The organism is Kitasatospora hibisci, assembly GCF_043950205.1.
Classification (GTDB): Bacteria; Actinomycetota; Actinomycetes; order Streptomycetales; family Streptomycetaceae; genus Kitasatospora; species Kitasatospora hibisci.
Window position 1 is genome coordinate 3,157,667 of the sequence record NZ_CP171642.1, and the last position, 17,298, is coordinate 3,174,964.

General features: G+C 72.4%; 15 protein-coding genes and 1 tRNA gene. 7 read left to right on the plus strand and 9 right to left on the minus strand.

The genetic code is table 11. The annotated features are described in order from the left end of the window. Positions 1-27: 27 nt before the first annotated feature. Positions 28-780: an SOS response-associated peptidase gene (locus ACF9IK_RS13400; protein WP_395294442.1), complete on the minus strand. Its 753-nt coding sequence runs from the start codon at positions 778-780 to the stop codon at positions 28-30. 145 nt (positions 781-925) lie between these two features. Here ACF9IK_RS13400 and ACF9IK_RS13405 point away from each other — a divergent pair, with 145 nt between their 5' ends. The 5 genes from ACF9IK_RS13405 to hisN all read left to right on the plus strand — a co-directional run bounded on the left by ACF9IK_RS13405 (position 926) and on the right by hisN (position 5,471). Next, complete coding sequence (locus tag ACF9IK_RS13405; protein ID WP_395294443.1) at positions 926-1,654, plus strand: M50 family metallopeptidase; 729 nt, start codon at positions 926-928, stop codon at positions 1,652-1,654. 94 nt (positions 1,655-1,748) lie between these two features. Further along, positions 1,749-3,080: a 3-phosphoshikimate 1-carboxyvinyltransferase gene (gene aroA, locus ACF9IK_RS13410; RefSeq protein ID WP_395294444.1), complete on the plus strand. Its 1,332-nt coding sequence runs from the start codon at positions 1,749-1,751 to the stop codon at positions 3,078-3,080. Positions 3,081-3,096: 16 nt separating this feature from the next. After that, on the plus strand, positions 3,097-4,152 hold the full coding sequence (gene rsgA / locus ACF9IK_RS13415) for a ribosome small subunit-dependent GTPase A (protein ID WP_238950220.1): 1,056 nt from the start codon (positions 3,097-3,099) through the stop codon (positions 4,150-4,152). Positions 4,153-4,270: 118 nt separating this feature from the next. Next, on the plus strand, positions 4,271-4,591 hold the full coding sequence (locus ACF9IK_RS13420; RefSeq protein WP_395294445.1) for a DMT family transporter: 321 nt from the start codon (positions 4,271-4,273) through the stop codon (positions 4,589-4,591). 82 nt (positions 4,592-4,673) lie between these two features. Beyond that, positions 4,674-5,471, plus strand: a complete 798-nt coding sequence (gene hisN / locus ACF9IK_RS13425; RefSeq protein WP_395294446.1) for a histidinol-phosphatase — start codon at positions 4,674-4,676, stop codon at positions 5,469-5,471. Between the two features lie 84 nt (positions 5,472-5,555). Here hisN and ACF9IK_RS13430 read toward each other — a convergent pair whose 3' ends face one another. Then, positions 5,556-7,034: a catalase gene (locus tag ACF9IK_RS13430; protein WP_395294447.1), complete on the minus strand. Its 1,479-nt coding sequence runs from the start codon at positions 7,032-7,034 to the stop codon at positions 5,556-5,558. A 115-nt stretch (positions 7,035-7,149) separates the two neighbouring features. On the opposite strand from ACF9IK_RS13430, the gene ACF9IK_RS13435 reads away from it, so the two are divergent. After that, on the plus strand, positions 7,150-7,569 hold the full coding sequence (locus ACF9IK_RS13435) for a Fur family transcriptional regulator (protein WP_313765449.1): 420 nt from the start codon (positions 7,150-7,152) through the stop codon (positions 7,567-7,569). Between the two features lie 22 nt (positions 7,570-7,591). Here the strand turns inward: ACF9IK_RS13435 and ACF9IK_RS13440 are convergent, their stop codons facing one another. The 3 genes from ACF9IK_RS13440 to ACF9IK_RS13450 all read right to left on the minus strand — a co-directional run bounded on the left by ACF9IK_RS13440 (position 7,592) and on the right by ACF9IK_RS13450 (position 13,057). Further along, positions 7,592-9,340 carry a tetratricopeptide repeat protein gene (locus ACF9IK_RS13440; protein WP_395298563.1) on the minus strand — a complete coding sequence of 583 codons (1,749 nt, stop codon included), beginning with the start codon at positions 9,338-9,340 and terminating at the stop codon, positions 7,592-7,594. A gap of 584 nt (positions 9,341-9,924) precedes the next feature. After that, a tRNA-Met gene (locus ACF9IK_RS13445) sits at positions 9,925-9,998 on the minus strand. A gap of 56 nt (positions 9,999-10,054) precedes the next feature. Then, positions 10,055-13,057 (minus strand): UPF0182 family protein, encoded by a 3,003-nt coding sequence (locus ACF9IK_RS13450; protein ID WP_395298564.1) that lies wholly within the window; start codon positions 13,055-13,057, stop codon positions 10,055-10,057. Positions 13,058-13,224: 167 nt separating this feature from the next. On the opposite strand from ACF9IK_RS13450, the gene ACF9IK_RS13455 reads away from it, so the two are divergent. Then, entirely contained in the window at positions 13,225-13,788 is a 564-nt protein-coding gene (locus tag ACF9IK_RS13455; protein ID WP_395294448.1) for a PPA1309 family protein, read from the plus strand. A 24-nt stretch (positions 13,789-13,812) separates the two neighbouring features. Here the strand turns inward: ACF9IK_RS13455 and ACF9IK_RS13460 are convergent, their stop codons facing one another. From ACF9IK_RS13460 to ACF9IK_RS13475, 4 genes are all read right to left on the minus strand, one after another. Then, positions 13,813-14,895 (minus strand): YlbL family protein, encoded by a 1,083-nt coding sequence (locus tag ACF9IK_RS13460; RefSeq protein WP_395294449.1) that lies wholly within the window; start codon positions 14,893-14,895, stop codon positions 13,813-13,815. 42 nt (positions 14,896-14,937) lie between these two features. Further along, on the minus strand, positions 14,938-15,126 hold the full coding sequence (locus ACF9IK_RS13465) for a hypothetical protein (RefSeq protein WP_395294450.1): 189 nt from the start codon (positions 15,124-15,126) through the stop codon (positions 14,938-14,940). A gap of 182 nt (positions 15,127-15,308) precedes the next feature. Beyond that, positions 15,309-15,749: a molybdenum cofactor biosynthesis protein MoaE gene (locus tag ACF9IK_RS13470; RefSeq protein ID WP_395294451.1), complete on the minus strand. Its 441-nt coding sequence runs from the start codon at positions 15,747-15,749 to the stop codon at positions 15,309-15,311. Positions 15,750-15,979: 230 nt separating this feature from the next. After that, positions 15,980-17,128, minus strand: coding sequence for an NAD-dependent epimerase/dehydratase family protein (locus ACF9IK_RS13475; protein ID WP_395294452.1), 1,149 nt, complete (start codon positions 17,126-17,128; stop codon positions 15,980-15,982). Positions 17,129-17,298 lie beyond the last annotated feature (170 nt).

The window sequence follows — 17,298 nt, forward strand, 5'->3', positions numbered from 1 at the left end:
GGGAGACGGGGAGAAGGGGAGAACGGGTCAGAAGAGCGTCGTCTCGAACTCGGCTTCGTCCCAAGGCCGGGTCAGTTCGGGACCGTTGTTGCGGATGCTGCCGACCGCCGGCGAGACCGGGGTGGCCAGCAGCGCGCCGGGCGGCGGGGGTATCAGCAGTCGGCGCAGCTCGTCCGGGTCCCTCGGCCCCGGGTCCAGCCAGTCGTCGAACGACCCGCGGTCCAGGAAGAGCGGCATCCGCTCGTGGATCGGGGCGAGCAGTTCCTCCGCCTCGGTGGTGACCACGGTGAACGTCACCAGCCAGGCCTCCGGGTGGCCGGCCGGCACCGCCCGGTTGCGCCAGAACTCGTACAGCCCGGCCAGCGCCAGCGGGCTGCCGTCGGCCCGGGAGACGAAGAACGGTTTCTTCTTCGGCTTGCCGCGCTCGCCCGGCACCGTCTGCCACTCGTAGTAGCCGTCGACCGGGACGATGCACCGACGGGAGGCGAACGCCTGCCGGTACGAGGGCTTCTCGTGCACCGTGTCCGCACGGGCGTTGATCATCTTCACCGCGGTCTCGGGCGACTTCGCCCAGGCCGGCACCAGGCCCCAGCGCAGCACCCGCAGCTGCCGCACCGGTGCCGACTCCCCCTTGGGCACCCGGTCCAGCACCACGAAGGCGCTCTCGGTGGGGGCGACGTTCCAACTCGGGGCCAGCGTCTCGGCCGGGTCCCACTGCCGGACGCCGAAGAGCTCGACGATGTCCTCGGGCTTGCTGCTGGAGGCGAAGCGACCGCACATGGCGTCAGCTTGCCACGCCCACCGCTCTCACCGATTTTCTCATTCCGCAGAACGAACCACCGACTCCCGCCCGGCCGTCCCCGCATGGGAGGCTGCCACCCCGGCCGCCGACCCCCGGCCCGGGTGAACGGAGGCGGAGACGGACATGGACGCACAGAGCATCGGCGCGCTGTGGGACCGGGTCACCGGTGCCCAGCCCGCCCCGCCCGGCTGGCTCGTCCTCGCCACCGGCGCCGCCGCCCTGCTCGCGGTGGCCGCCCGGCCGGTCTGGCGGGTGACCCGCAACGCGGTCACGATCGCCCACGAGGGCGGCCACGGCCTCGCCGCCCTCCTCACCGGGCGCACGCTGGCCGGCATCCGGCTGCATTCCGACACCTCCGGTCTCACCCTCTCCTACGGCCAGCCCACCGGCCCCGGCATGGTGGTGACCGCCGCCGCCGGCTACATCGCCCCGGCCCTGCTCGGGCTCGGCTGCGCCGCCCTGCTCGCCGCCGACCGGATCACCCTGCTGCTCTGGTTGACCATCGCCCTCCTGCTGGCCCTGCTCGTGCGGATCCGCAACGCCTTCGGTTTCCTCTCCGTCGTCCTGGCCGGGGCCGCGTTCTTCCTGGTCTCCTGGTTCGGAACCACCGAGGTCCAGGCCGGCTTCGCCTACCTCGGCAGCTGGTTCCTGCTGTTCGGCGCCGTCCGGCCGGTGCTTGAGCTGCAGCACCAGCGCCGCCGCGGCCAGGGCGGCGACTCCGACGCCGACCAGCTGGCCCGGCTCACCGGTGTCCCGGGCCTCGCCTGGGTCACGCTCTTCCTGGTCACCGCACTCGTCTGCCTGGCCGTCGGCGCGCACTGGCTCCTCCCCGAGGGCCCCGGATCGTTCTGAGCGCCCTCCCGCCCCGGAGGCGAGCGGGCGAGTCAACAGTCCCGCCATCCGGCCGCCGAGGGGACAGTTCCGGTACGGCCCCTAAACTTGCCCCATGACCGAGACCCTGTGGCCCGCCCCCGTCGCGACCACCCCCGTTGACGCCACCGTCACCATCCCCGGCTCCAAGTCGGTCACCAACCGGGCCCTGGTGCTGGCGGCACTCGCCGACGAGCCCGGCTGGGTGCGGCGCCCGCTGCGCAGCCGCGACTCCCAGCTGATGGCCGACGGCCTGCGCGCCCTCGGCGTCGGCATCGAGGAGCAGGTCAACAACGACACCGGTGGCACCGGCGGCGGCGAGGCCTGGCGGGTCATTCCCGCCCCCGCGCTGCGCGGCCCGGCCTCGATCGACGTCGGCAACGCCGGCACCGTCATGCGCTTCCTCCCGCCGCTCGCCGTCCTCGCCGACGGCCCGGTGCACTTCGACGGCGACCCGCGCAGCTACGAGCGCCCCCAGCACGGCGTGATCAACGCCCTGCGCGCGCTCGGCGCCCGGATCGACGACGGCGGCCGCGGCGCGTTCCCGCTCACCGTGCACGGCACCGGCGCGCTGGACGGCGGCCCGGTCGAGCTGGACGCCTCGTCCTCCTCGCAGTTCGTCTCGGCGCTGCTGCTCTCCGGTGCCCGCTACAACAACGGCGTCGAGGTCCGGCACGTCGGCGGCCCGGTCCCCTCGCTTCCGCACATCCGGATGACCGTCGAGATGCTGCGCCTGGCCGGCGTCCAGGTCGACGCGCCCGAGGACGGCGGCGAGAAGGACGTCTGGCGGGTCACCCCCGGCGCCCTGATCGGCCGCGACATGGTGGTGGAGCCCGACCTCTCCAACGCCGCGCCGTTCTTCGCCGCCGCCCTGGTCACCGGCGGCCGGGTCACCGTCCGCGACTGGCCGAAGCACACCACCCAGCCCGGCGACCAGCTGCGCGAGATCTACACCCGGATGGGCGGCGTCTGCGAGTTCACCGACGAGGGCCTGCAGTTCACCGGCACCGGCCGGATCCACGGCATCGAGGCCGACCTGCACGACGTCGGCGAGCTGACCCCGGTGATCGCCGCCGTCGCGGCGCTGGCCGACTCCGAGTCCCACCTCTACGGCATCGCCCACCTGCGGCTGCACGAGACGGACCGGCTCGCCGCGCTCGCCAAGGAGATCAACGACCTGGGCGGCGACGTCACCGAGACCGAGGACGGTCTGCGGATCCGCCCGCGCCCGCTGCACGGCGGCGTCTTCCACACCTACGAGGACCACCGGCTGGCCACCGCGGCCGCCGTGATCGGCCTGGCCGTCGAGGGTGTCCAGGTCGAGAACGTCGCGACCACCGCGAAGACCCTGCCGGACTTCCCCAAGATGTGGGACGAGCTGCTCACCGGGGCAGTGGCGGGCGGCTGAGCGGGAGACTGGGTACATGCGCCGCTACGGCAAGGACGCCGACGAGGACGACATCCGCAACCGCCCCGCGCGCCGGGGCTCCCGGCCGCGGACCCGGATCCGCCCCAAGCACGAGGACGCGGCCGAGGCGATGGTGCTCACCGTCGACCGCGGCCGGCTGACCTGTCTGGTGGACGCCGGAACGAAGCAGGAGCGCGAGATCGTCGCCATGAAGGCCCGCGAGCTGGGCCGCAAGGGCGTCGTCGTGGGTGACGTCGTCAACATCGTCGGCGACCTCTCCGGAGACGCCGACACGCTGGCCCGGATCGTCCGGGTCGAGGAGCGCAGCTCGGTCCTGCGGCGCACCGCGGACGACGACGACCCGTACGAGCGGATCGTCGTCGCCAACGCCGAGCAGCTGGCCATCGTCACCGCCCTGGCAGACCCGGAGCCCCGGCCCCGGCTGATCGACCGCTGCCTGGTGGCCGCGTACGACGCCGGGATGGAACCGCTGCTGGTCCTCACCAAGTCGGACCTCGCACCGGCGGCCCCGCTGCTGGAGGCGTACGCGCCGCTGGGCATCACCTACGTGGTGACCCGGCGGGACGAGCTGGCCACCACCGGCGCGGAGGCGGTGCGCGCGTACCTGCGCGGCCGTTCGACGGTGTTCATCGGGCACTCCGGCGTCGGGAAGACCACGCTGGTCAACGCGTTGGTGCCGGAGCGGCAACGGACCACCGGGCACGTCAACGCGGTGACCGGCCGCGGCCGGCACACGACCGTCTCGGCGCTGGCGCTGCGGCTGCCCCCGCCCCCGGGCGCCAAGCCGGGCTCGAAGAAGGCGCTCGACCCGGGCTGGGTGATCGACACCCCGGGGTTCCGTTCCTTCGGCCTCTCGCACATCGACCCGTCCCGGGTCATCCACGCCTTCCCCGACCTGGAGCCCGGCACCGTCGACTGCCCGCGCGCGTGCAGCCACGACGAGCCGGACTGCGCACTGGACGCCTGGGTCGCGGACGGGCACGCCGAGCCGGCCCGGCTCTACTCGCTGCGCCGGCTGCTGGCCAGCAAGGAGACCCGCGAGGGCGACTGACCGCCCGTCGGCACCCGCGTTCTCGCGTGTTCCAGGTGTCGGACCGCCCCGGCCTGGCGATCATAGGAAAGTCGGGCCGGGTCGCGGTCCGGCCCGTCGATCGACAGGGAGAGACGCGATGGCATGGGCCCTGGTGATCCTGGCCGGCCTGCTGGAGACCGGCTTCGCGATCAACCTCAAACTCAGCGAGGGCTTCACCAAGCTCTGGCCCACCGTCAGCTTCTGCGTCTTCGCCCTCAGCAGCTTCGGCCTGCTGACCCTCTCCCTGAAGAGCCTGCCGGTCGGCCCGGCGTACGCGGTCTGGACCGGGATCGGCGCGGCCGGCACCGCGATCTACGGCATGGCCTTCCTGGACGAGTCCACCTCGGTGCTCAAGCTGGTCTCGATCTCCCTGGTGATCGCCGGCGTGATCGGCCTCCAGCTCAGCGGCTCGCACTGATCGCCACCCCGCCCGGGGCCGGGGCCGTCCGCTCCGCGAGCCCGACTGTCCCGATCCGGGTGGGCTCGCTAGGGTCTTGGACATGGCCGATTACCACGACGACCTCCGACTCGCCCACGTCCTCGCCGACTCGGCGGACTCGGTCACCCTGGAGCGGTTCCGCGCGCTCGACCTGAAGGTCGAGACCAAGCCCGACCTCACCCCCGTCAGCGACGCGGACAAGGCCGCCGAGGAGCTGGTCCGCAGCGTGCTGCAGCGCGCCCGGCCGCGCGACGCGGTGCTCGGCGAGGAGTTCGGTCTGCAGGGCTCGGGCCCGCGCCGCTGGGTGATCGACCCGATCGACGGCACCAAGAACTACATCCGCGGCGTGCCGGTCTGGGCCACCCTGATCGCCCTGCTGGAGGACGGCCCGGACGGTGTGGAGCGCCCGGTGGTCGGCATCGTCTCCGCCCCGGCGCTGAACCGCCGCTGGTGGGCCGCCAAGGACCTCGGCGCCTTCGCCGGCCGCAGCCTGGCCAAGGCCAACCGGATCCAGGTCTCCGGCGTCTCCCGGGTGGAGGACGCCTCGTTCTCCTACTCCTCGCTCTCCGGCTGGGAGGAGCGGGGCCGGCTCGACCCCTTCCTGGACCTCACCCGGGCCTGCTGGCGCACCCGGGCCTACGGCGACTTCTGGTCCTACATGTTGGTCGCCGAGGGTGCGGTGGACATCGCCGCCGAGCCCGAGCTCTCGCTCTGGGACATGGCCGCCAACTGCATCATCGTCGAGGAGGCCGGCGGCCGCTTCACCGGCCTGGACGGCGTCCCGGGCCCGGGCGGCGCCGACGCGGTCGCCACCAACGGCCTGCTGCACGACGAGGCCCTGCGCCGTCTGAGCGTCTGATCTCCTGCACGCGGCGTCCCCCGGGCAATGGTGCGGGCCCGGTGACCAGTCCTCTGGTCACCGGGCCCGCTGCTCGTCGGGGTGCTACTGCTGCTTGCGCAGCTCCCGCACCGCCGCCTCCAGCCGCTGCCCGTAGTCGGCGTCGGCCTTGCGGAAGTTCTCGATCGCGCGCTCGACGATGTCGTCGCGGTCGGCCGAGACCTTGGCGATGAAGCCGGCCAGGTTGGCGATCAGCCGCTGCTTCTCGTCCTCGGAGAACAGTCGGTAGAGGTTGCCGGCCTGCACGAAGTCGTTGTCCTCGGCGTGCGAGGGGGCCTCGTGGTTGCCGGTGGCGCCGGTGACCGGGACGGCCGCCCAGAGCGGACGGCCGGTCTGCACCGGGCCGCCGAAGCTGTTCGGCTCGTAGTTCTTCTGGCGGCCGTGGCGGCCGTCGTACAGGTGGCCGTCGCGGCTGTTGTTGCGCGCCTCGGTGGCGTGCGGGCGGTTCACCGGCAGGTGGTCGGCGTTGATGCCGACGCGGTAGCGGTGGGCGTCCGCGTACGCGAAGAGCCGGCCCTGCAGCATCTTGTCCGGGGACGGGCCGATGCCGGGCACGAAGTGCGCCGGGGAGAAGATCGACTGCTCGACCTCGGCGAAGACGTTGTCGGGGTTGCGGTTCAGCTCCAGCCTGCCGATCTCGATCGGCGGGTAGTCCTCGTGCGGCCAGACCTTGGTCAGGTCGAACGGGTTGAAGCGGTAGCCCGCCGCGTCGGCCGCCGGCATGATCTGGACCTGCACCGTCCAGGTCGGGAACTCGCCGCGCTCGATCGCCTCGCGCAGGTCGCGCTGGTGGCTGTCCGGGTCCTCGCCGGCGAGCTTGTTGGCCTCGTCCTGGGTCAGGTTCTTGATGCCCTGGTCGGTCTTGAAGTGGTACTTCACCCAGAAGTACTCGCCGGCCTCGTTCTGCCACTGGTAGGTGTGCGAGCCGTAGCCGTTGAGGTGGCGGTAGCTGGCCGGGATGCCGCGGTCGCCGAACAGCCAGGTCACCTGGTGGGTGGACTCGGGCGACAGACCCCAGAAGTCCCAGACGTTGTCCGCCTCCTGCGAGCCGGTGTACGGGTCCCGCTTCTGGGTGTGGATGAAGTCCGGGAACTTGCTGGCGTCCTTGATGAAGAACACCGGGGTGTTGTTGCCGACGAGGTCGTAGTTGCCCTCCTCGGTGTAGAACTTCAGCGCGAAGCCGCGCGGGTCGCGGACGGCGTCGGCCGAGCCGAGGTTGCCGGCCACGGTGGAGAACCGCAGGAAGGTCTCGGTCTCCTTGCCGACCTCGGAGAGGAACGCGGCCCGGGTGTAGGCGGTGACGTCGGCGGTCACCGTGAAGGTGCCGTACGCGGCGGCGCCGCGGGCGTGCACGACGCGCTCCGGGATGCGCTCGCGGTTGAAGTGCGCCAGCTTCTCGAACAGCTGCTGGTCCTGGATGAGCGCCGGGCCGCCGATTCCCGCGGTCTCGGTGTTCTGGTTGTCGGCGACGGGGGCACCCGACTCCGTGGTGAGGATGGGGCGCAGCTCGTCCTGGGTGGTCATAAGAGGGTGCCTCCGCGTGATCCGCGTGATCCGGTCGTGACAGAATCGATCCTAACTTGGACTTTGTCTAAGTCAACACTGGAACCAATCTCGGAGCGTCACTTACCCTGTAGCCATGACTGACCTGCTGGAACGACTTCGCGGACGTGGGTGGCGGCTGACCTCGCAGCGCCGGGTCGTGGCCGAGGTCCTGAACGGTGAACACGTGCACCTCACTGCTGACGAGGTGCACGCCCGTGCCGTGGAGCGGCTGCCCGAGATCAGCCGCGCGACGGTCTACAACACGCTCGGCGAGCTGGTCTGCCTCGGCGAGGTCCTGGAGGTCGCCACCGACGGCCGGGCCAAGCGGTACGACCCCAACGCGCACCACGCCCACCAGCACCTGGTCTGCTCCGGCTGCGGCGCGATCCGCGACGTGCACCCGCAGGGCGACCCGCTGGCCGCGCTGCCCGACTCCGAGCGGTTCGGCTTCGCCCTCTCCGGAGCCGAGATCACCTACCGCGGGCTCTGCCCGGACTGCACGAACAGACCCTGAGGGGCCGGCCCCCGACCACCCGTCAGGCGCTCAGCTCGGCGTGCAGCGCACCCAGCAGCCGGCCGGCGCGCTCGGCGACCTCCGCCGGACCGTGGTCCGCGGCCCGGCGGCACCAGTTCTCCGCCTGCACCGGCTCGCCCCGGCGCAGCGCCAGCAGCGCCAGCCGCAGCGCCGCCCGGCCGTGGCCGGCGTCGGCGGCCCGCGTGTACCAGAGCATCGCCTCGGCCTCACTGTCCTGCCGGGCCAGCAGCAGGCCCAGGTTGAAGGCCGCGCTGCGGCTGCCCGCCTCGGCGGCCCGCCGGTACCAGCTCTCCGCGATCTCCAGCGCCCCGCGCTCCGCCGCCCGGACGCCCATCCGCACCTGCGCCCGGCGGTGCCCGGCGTCGGCCGCCACCGCGTACCAGTGCTCGGCCTCCTCGTCCGCGTCGCCGCGCCGGTCCAGCACCGAGGCCAGCCGGAACGCCCCCTCGGCCGAGGCGCCGGCCGCCGCCTGCCGGTAGCGCTCCAGCGCGCCCGCCAGGTTGCCGCGCTGCTCCTGGACGACCGCGAGTTGCAGCGCCGCCTCGCCGTGGCCCTCGGCCGCGGCCCGCGCGTACCACTCCTGCGCCTGCCGGTGCTCGCCGCGCCCGGCGTGCAGGACGCCGAGGTTGAAGGCGCCGTCCACGCTGCCGGCCTCGGCGGCCTTGGAGAACCACGGCTCGGCACCGGACTCGTCCCCGCGCTGCAGCAGCACCACGGCCAGCGCGTTGCAGGCCTCCCGGTGCCCGGCGTACGCGGCACGGCGGTACCACTGCTCGGCCTGCTGGTCGCGCCCGGCGCCGGCGCAGAGCAGGCCCAGGTTGAAGGCGCCGTTCTGGTCGCCGGCGTCCAGCGCGCCGCGGTACCAGCGCTCGGCCTCGGCGTCCTCGCCGCGGGAGGCGTGCAGCGCGCCCAGGGCGTTGGCGGCGTTGCCGTCGCCGGCCTCGGCGGCCTCCTGCCACCACTCGGCGGCGGTGGCGAGGTCGCCGGCGTCGCGCAGCAGGAAGCCCAGCGCGCAGGCCGCGCGCGGCTCGCCGTTCTGCGCCGACTGCCGGTACCAGCGGGCGGCCTCGTCGAGCAGCGACTGGTCGGTCCGGGCCCGCTCCTCCAGCAGCACGCCGAGGCGCAGCGCGGCGCGGGCGTGGCTGCGCGCGGCGGCGGTGCGGTACCAGGTCTCGGCGGTCTCCTTGTCCCCGGCGGCCTCGCGCATCCGGGCCAGCCGGTAGGCGGCCTCCCGGTGCCCGGCGTCCGCGGACACCTTGAACCAGCGCTCGGCGCGCACGTCCCGGCGGTGCTCCATCAGGTCGCCCAGGGCGTAGGCGCCCAGGGGGTGGCCGTGGTCGGCGGCGAAGTGCAGCCAGTACTCGGCGGCCTCCTCCTCGCCCTGGTCCCGCAGTTGCAGGCCGAGTGCGTGCGCGGCGGGCGCGCTGCCGGCCACCGCGGCCTGCCGCCACCACTGCGCGGCCTCGGCCCGGTGGCCCTGCTGGTGCAGCAGCACGCCGAGGTTGTTGGCGGCGGCGCGCAGCCCGGCCGCGGCGGCGCTGCGCAGGTACGGCTCGGCGTCCTCCAGGTCGCCGCGGCGCAGCAGCAGCGTGCCCAGCCGGCCGGCGGCCTCCGGGTCGCCGTCGTCGGCGGCCTGACGGTGCCGGGCCTCCAGGGCGGCCTGCTCGCGCGCGGCCAGCGCGGTCTCGAAGCTGGTGGAGTCGATGCCGTCCGCGCCGGCCGCGTCCGCGCCGTCGGCCGGCTCGGTCATCGCGCCGTACGGGCCGATGGCGGCGGTGAAGTGACGGGCCGAGACGTGCACCAGGCTGTCGGGACCGTAGCCGCTCGGCCGGCGCTCGGACAGTCCGCTGGTGCGCTGCGCGGGCAGGGCGCCGGGGTGGTTCTCGGGGCTCTCCGCCCAGGCGTCGGTGTCCGCCTCGGTGGCCGCAGCGGGCTTGGATCCTGGTCCGTTCCTGCCGATCAGCCTCATGCCGACTCCCGCTCCCCCAGAGTGTCGCGGCAGCATCCCCCAGCCTGCGGCCGGCGGGATCCCGAGGCGACGTGCCCGAACCGACGGCCGGTCAGCGGCCGTGCAACGTCCCCCATGTGTCCCATCGTCGCATCACCCGCAACCCGCGTACACCTGCCCCGGCCGAAATCGGCGGGGCGGACCCGAAGCCGACGGAATTGCTTCGGCGCTTTGTCGATTTCCCGACACTCCGGTCCCACAAACCCCGATGCCGGCGTCGTTGGCGACGGTCGATAGTACCGGAGCGGGCCCACACTCCCCCCGGCGACGACACGGGGGAACGCCGAAGGCCCGGAGGAGATCCTCCGGGCCTTCGTGCTACTGAGTAGCGGGGACAGGATTTGAACCTGCGACCTCTGGGTTATGAGCCCAGCGAGCTACCGAGCTGCTCCACCCCGCGTCGGTGGTTAAACCATAGCACGGGTGCGAGGTGGAACAGGAATCGGTTGTCGCTGCTCAGGGGCTCGCGGTCGGCGTGCCCGTCGGGGCCGGAGCCGGCGTGCCGGTCGGCGCCGTGGTGGGCGTGGCGCTCGGCGCGGGAGTGGCGGCGCCCTTCTGCTGTGCCGCCTCCATCGCCTTGATCGCCTCGCCCAGCGCCTTCTGGGCCTGCCCGTAGGCCACCCAGTCGCCGCCCTTCGCGGCGGCGTCGCTGTCGTTGTGCGCCTTCACCACGTCCGCGATCGCCTTCTGCAGCTCCGGCGAGACCGGAGTGCCGGGCGTGGTCGGGGTGGTCGGGGTGGTCGGCGTGGTGGGCGTGGTGGGCGTGGTCGGCGTGGTGGTTCCGGGCGCGGTGGGCGTGACCGGAGCCCCGGTCACCGCACCGCCGAGCACCTTGGCCAGCGCCTTCTCCAGGTTGTCCTCGACCGCGACCACCGCGTTCTCGTTGCCGTAGGTCGCCAGCACCTTCTTCAGCACCGGCACCTTGGCACTGCGGCCGATCAGGTAGACCGGCTCGACGTTGAGCAGGCCGCCGCCGACCGGCAGGGTCAGCAGGTTTCCGTACTCGATGTCGGAGTCGGTACCGGTCTTCAGCAGGGTGAGCTGGTTGGCCACCAACGGGTCCGAGTTGAACTTCGCCTGGACCTGCTTCGCCCCGAGCGCCCGGGAGTCGGCCTCCATCTTGGCGATCCGGATCTTCCCGTAGTCCGGCCCCGGGTCGGCGCTGACCGACATGAAGGCGGCCAGGTTGTCGCGCCCGCTCGGCGTGAACGACGTGGTGAGCGAGAAGCTCGCGGCCGTGGCGTCGGGCATCCGGACCGTCAGGTAGTACGGGGGCTGGACCTCGTTGGTGTTGGTGGTCGGGTCGGCCGGCACCTGCCAGATGTCGGTGCCGTTGAAGAAGCCGCCGGCGTCGGTCATGTGGTACTCGGCGAGCAGGTCGCGCTGCACCTTGAACATGTCCTGCGGGTACCGCAGGTGCGGCATCAGCGTGTCCGGGATCTCGGCCTTCGCCTTGACGCTGTCCGGGAACGCCTTCATCCAGGTCTTCAGCACCGGGTCGTTCTCGTCCCACTGGTAGAGCGTCACCTCGCCGGTGTACGCGTCCACGGTGGCCTTGACCGAGTTGCGGATGTAGTTGACCTGGTTGGCGGCGGTCAGCAGCTCACCGCGCTGGTTGGTCAGCGAGTCCTTGGTGACGTCACCCAGCGTCGTCTTGGACGAGAACGGGTAGCCGTCCGAGGTGGTGTAGCCGTCCAGCACCCAGACCACCTTGCCCGGCTGGCCGTCGGGGCCTGCCTGCACCACCGGGTACGGGTCGGCGTCGATCGACAGCCAGGGCGCGACCTTCTCGACCCGCTCCTTGGGGGTGCGGTCGTAGATGACCTTCGCGCCGTCCTTGATCGCACTGGAGTAGAGGATCTGCGGCTCGGCGAACTTCACCGCGTACGCGGCCCGGGTGAGCGGGTTGGACAGCGAGACGCCGCTGCCGCCGTCGTAGGTGGAGTGGACCGGGGTGCCGTCCTCGGCGGTGTAGTCGATGTCCCGGTAGCCGCCGCCGACGATCGAGTACGTGGTGGTCTTCTCGCCGTAGTAGACCCGCTGCTGGTACGGGCCGAACGCGCCCTTGGTCGGCAGCGCGGACTCGGTGTAGACCGGGTTGCCGTTGGAGTCCACCTGGTTGCCCTTGGCCGCGATCACGCCGTAGCCGTGGGTGTAGTTGAAGTGGTCGTTGATCCAGTTCCGCTGGATGCCGTTGAGGTCCAGCTCGCGCACGCCCAGCACGGTGTCCTGGTCGCCGTACCGGTCCACGTCCAGCGACTTGGGGAAGGCGTAGTACTTGCGCAGCGCCTCGTTCTGCTGGAACGTCGGGCCGACCACGTTCGGGTCGAGCAGCCGGATGTCCGTGATGGTCTGGGCGTCCGGCCTCAGCGCGTCCGCGCTGGTCGCGTTCGCCGGGTTGTACGTGCTGACCTGGCTGTCCGCGATCCCGTACGCCTGCCGCGTCGCGTCGATGTTCTTCTGGATGTACGGCGTCTCCTTGGCCTGCTCGTTCGGCTTGACCTGGAACTGCTGCACGATCGCCGGGTACAGCCCGCCGATCAGCACCGCCGACAGCACCATCAGCCCGAGGCCGATCAGGGCCGGGGCCCAGGTGCGGCGGATCGGGGTCAGGAAGAAGAGCACCGCGCAGATGATCGCGACGAAGAAGAGGATGGTCTTGGCCGGCAGGAACGCGTTGGCGTCCACGTAGCGCAGGCCGGTCCAGCCGCTGACCCCCTTGTAGGAGCCGGTCTTCACCGCCAGTGCGTACCGGTCCAGCCAGTACGCCGCCGCCTTCAGCAGCACGAAGACGCCGAGCAGCACCGCGAGGTGGCCCTGCGCACCGGCGCTGGCCCGGCGGCCCGGGCCCTGCAGCCGCAGGCCCCCGTACAGGTAGTGCACCAGCACCGAGGCCAGCAGCGAGACGATCACCGCGCTGAACGCGAAGCCGAGCACGAACTCGTAGAACGGCAGCTCGAAGGCGTAGAAGGAGACGTCCATGCCGAACTGCGCGTCCTTCACGCCGAAGGACGTCCCGTTGGTCCAGAGCAGCCAGGTCCGCCACTGGCCGGAGGCCGCGGCACCGGCCACCAGTCCGATCACCAGCGAGATCCCGATCAGCGTCCAGCGCTTGAACGGGGCCAGCCCGGACCGGTAGCGGTCCAGGCTCTGCTGCTCCACCGACATCGCCGACAGCGGCGGCCGCAGCCGGTGCGCCAGCCAGAGGTTGAAGCCGACGATCACCGCCATGAACAGGCCGAACACGGCGAACAGGCCGATCTTCGTCCACAGCTGGGTGGTGAACACCGAGGAGTAGTGGACCGACTTGAACCAGAGCCAGTCCGTCCAGAACCCGGAGAACATGACGAACAGCAGGAACAGCGCCGCGAGTACGCCCAGGGTCAGCAGGAGCACCCGCGCACGCCGGGAGGGCGGGCCTACCCTTCGCCGGAATCCCGGCCCTGAGCGTTCCGGCATCTGGAAGACCACGGTGGCACCTCGGCTGTGTCGTCTGGAGTCGGTCGGTCGGTCGTCAGTGAAACTAAACCAGGCTTTGGCCGAGTTCCCACCGTTAGCAGACGGTTACTCCGACCCCGCAGGAGCCGTGGCGCCGCCCGGGGGCCCCGGCGTGTGAGGATTGAGGCATGTCCGATGCCTCCAATTCCCCCGACGACGTCTCCAAGCTCCCGGCCGCCAGCCCGCTGACCCGGGCCGCCCTGGAGATCGACGAGTACGCCGCCACCCTCGGCTGGGACCTCCCGGCCCGCCTGTTCGCCCTGGTGGACAGCGTCGCGCTGCGCAAGGCCGACCCGCGGATCGCGAAGCAGCTCGGCCTCGCCGACAGCGACGAGGCCGGCCTCACCCCGGTCGAGCAGGACGAGCTGCCGGCCGGCATGGAGCTCGACAAGTTCCTCGGCACCATCGCCTGGCCGGACGCCGTGGCCGGCTGCGCCCTGGTGGTCGAGCGGCTCATGCTGCCGCCGGGCGCCGAGCAGTCCCGCCCGCGCAACGCCAGCGACGCCCAGCTCGCCGAGTGGGTGGCCAACCACCCCAAGCGCGAGGAGGTGCGGATCACCGCCGCCGTGCTGCGTGACGGCAAGAAGGAGATCGCCCTGCGGCTGCGCTCGAAGGACACCGCCCGCGAGGTGCTGACCGGCCCCGACCTGGTGCCGGGCCTGACCGACGCCCTGCTGGCGACCTTCGCCTGATCCCCGACGGCCGGGGCCGCCCGGCTACTTGGCGCAGGACGGCAGCGCGGAGGTCTGGCCGGAGCGGATCTGCTCCAGCGACTTCAGCGCGCCGTCCAGCGTCTCGGCCTTGACCAGGGTCAGTCCGGACGGGATGCTCTTGCCCGCCTCGGCGCAGTTCGCGGCCGGGGTGAAGAAGTACTCGGCCCCGGCCTCCCGGGCGGCGATCAGCTTCATGGATATCCCGCCGATCGGGCCGACCTTGCCGGCGTCGTCGATGGTGCCGGTGCCCGCGACGAACCGGCCGCCGGTGAGGTCCTCGGGCGTCAGCTTGTCGATGATGCCGAGCGAGAACATCAGCCCGGCGCTGGGGCCGCCCACGTCCTGCAGGCCGATGTCGATCTGGAACGGGTAGGTGTGCCGCACGCCGGGGCGGATGCCGACCATCGCGCTGCCGGTGTCCGGGGACTTCACGGTCGGCACGGTGATGTCGGCGCGGGCCGCCGACGGATCGGTCTTGGCGGCGTCCTTGGCCATCGGCACCACGGTGAAGACCACCGACTCGCCGGGCTGGTGCTTGGTGACGGCCTTGGCCACGCCCTCCGCGTCGGTCACCGGCACGCCGTCGACGGCGACGATCCGGTCGCCGGCGTGCAGCCGGCCCTCGGCCGGGGCGCCGGCCGTGACCGACTGGACGATCAGCTCGTTGCCGACCGGGATGCCGAGCTGGGTGAGCGCCGCCGTGCGCGCGTGGTCCTCGGAGAGCGCGAACTCCTCGGCGTTCTGCTTCTTGGCGTCCGCGTCCGTCTGCCCCTTCGGGTAGACGTTGTCGTGCGGCACCACCAGGACGTCGTCCCGCAGCCACCCGACCACCGCGTTGACCAGGCTGGGCTCGTACTTGGCCCCGGTGACCTGGACGGTGGTCATGTTGAGGTGCCCGCTCACCGGGTACGACTCGTGGCCGGTGACGGTGATCACCGGCGTGCCCGTCTTCTCCTGCACCCCGAGCGTGTTGTACGTCGGCCCCGGGCTCATCTCGGTGTACGGCACCTTCATCAGCACCGAGACGCAGAGCAGCGCTATGAGCAGCAGGGTGGCGGCGAGCATCGTCGCAGAGCGGCGTGGCATGCCTCGACAGTACGGGACGAGGGTGACGCGGCGCCCCCCGGGCTACCGGCCCGAGCCCTCGCTCCGGCCGCCGCCGACGGTGGAACGTTCCATCGCGGCCGTGAAGCGCCGGTGTTCGGCGAGGGAGGCGGGGTCCCCGGTGGCTCGCGGAGCGCGCTGGGCCCAGCCCGCCCAGACGGTGGCGAGCAGTGCGGCGACAACCGGAATGATCAACCAGGCGAGCACAGCCATGTCAGTACTCCCAGCTCGTCGTGTCTATGAGCAGATTAACCACCCCGCCAGACAACGCGGACAGCGCCGTCCGGGTTACGGGACGGCCGATCGGCTCACTGCCAAGGAGTATTCGGCGCAGCGGGCCACACCCGTTCGAGTGAGGGCCCGGCGCGCCTGCGTGCCGACGGCGTTCGGGCAGGTCAGCAGCTTCCGGCGCCGACCCACTCCTCCTCGCCGTCGGAGAAGACCTGGTGCTTCCAGATCGGCACCTCGTGCTTGAGGTCGTCGATCAGCCGGCGAGCGGCGGCGAAGGCCTCACCCCGGTGGGCGCAGGAGACGGCGACGATCACGGCCTTGTCCGTGATCTCCAGCCGTCCGATGCGGTGCACCGCGGCGAGCGCCTTGACCGGGAAGTCGGCGACGACCTTCTCGGCGATCCGGCGCATCTCCTGCTCGGCCGTGGGATGGCAGCTGTACTCCAGCGCGGCCACCGACTTGCCGCCGTCGTGGTCACGGACCGTCCCGACGAAGACGGTCGTACCGCCGGCCGCGTCGTCGCCCACCGCGTCGTACACCTCGTCGAGCGAGAGCGGGGTGTCACGGATGGCGAGCAGGCGGATGGGGTCGTGGTTCTCGGACATGCCCCCAATGATTCCCCATCCGGAGCCGGTTAGGACAAGGGGGTTCCGTATCACGATTGCGAAATTTCGCATCGTGAGAAGAGGGTGTCTGCGGACACCGGGCGCCGGGGCGACGGTCCGCGCGGCCCCGGCGCCCCGGCTACCCGGCGGTCCGCGGCGGCGGACTCAGGCCGCCGGGCCCGGCGGCGCGACGCGGACGGACGGGCTCGGGCGCACGGACTCGGGCGGCCTCAGAAGCGGCGCCGCTTGCGCGCCCGCCGGACCAGCGCCGCCGTACCGACCAGCGCCACCGTCGCCCCGGCCGCACCCAGGCTGGTGGCGGCCTCCTTGCCGCCCAGCCGGCGCCCGGCCACCGCGTGCTTGCCCGAGACCTGGGCCAGCAGCTCGGCCAGCACCTGCTCGTTGGTGTAGAGCGGCCGCCAGCCCGCCTCGTGCAGCCGGCTGCCGGAGACCACCCACGGGTACATGGTGTAGGCGAGGTCCCCCGCCGGTGCGGGGGTCAGGCCGAGCCGGTGCAGCCGGGCGGCGGTGCCCAGCGCCAGCGAGGCCGGCAGCTCCATCCGCCGGATGCCCGACAGCCGCTCCACGTCCTCCTGCTCCAGCCAGCCGTCGCAGCCGACCGTCACCTCGCCCTCGACCAGCCCGAGCGCCGCGTACTCCAGCGCCGTCGCCAGGTCGTCCACGTGGCAGAACTGCCAGCACGGCCGCGACCCGGCCACCACCAGGAGGCGGGGAGCCTCGAAGTGCCGGGTCAGCACGGTGTCGACGCCCGGCCCGACCACCACGGCCGGCCGCAGCACCGTCACCTGCAGGCCCGGGTGGGCGCGCGGGGCCCGCCGGGCCAGCCGCTCGATCTCCAGCAGGTCCCCGACCAGCGAGGCCTCCTCGGTGGCCCGCAGCTCCGAGTCCTCGGCCAGCGGCACCTCGTTGTCGGCCAGCGCACCGTAGACCATCGCCGAGGTGCAGAGCACCACCCGGTGCACGCCGGCCGCCGCGGCGGCGGTCAGGACGGTCTGCGCGCCGCGCACGTTGTAGGCGCTGCGGGCGCGCGGGTCGGACTCCATCCCGAGGTCCATCGCCAGGTGGACCACCACGTCCACGCCGGCCAGCCGCTCGGCCACCGCGGGGTCGCGAACGTCGAGAATGCGCCACTGCACGCCCGGCACCTCGCCCCGGCGGTCGTCGACCGCGAGGACCTTCTTGACCCCCGGAGAGGCCACCAGGCGGGCCGCGACGCGCTCGCCGAGCACCCCGGCGGCGCCCGTGACGGCCACGGTCAGCGGCCTACCGCCGTAGGCTGGAGGCGGCGACGCCGTGGTGTTCGGGGCGTCCTCTCCTCCGGTCAGCCCAGAGCGAACGTCCGAGGGCGGGGAACTCACCGGCCATCCTCCACGGTTAGCTTATGTGCGTACGTACGTGTGTCACGTACGTCCATCCTGCCCGAGGCGGAGGCCCGGCGGTGCACCCGGCGCGGGCCAGCCGCGCGGGAGCCGCCCACCGGCCGCGAGTTCCCCCGCTCCGCCGACCGCCCCGGGCCCGCAGACCTACC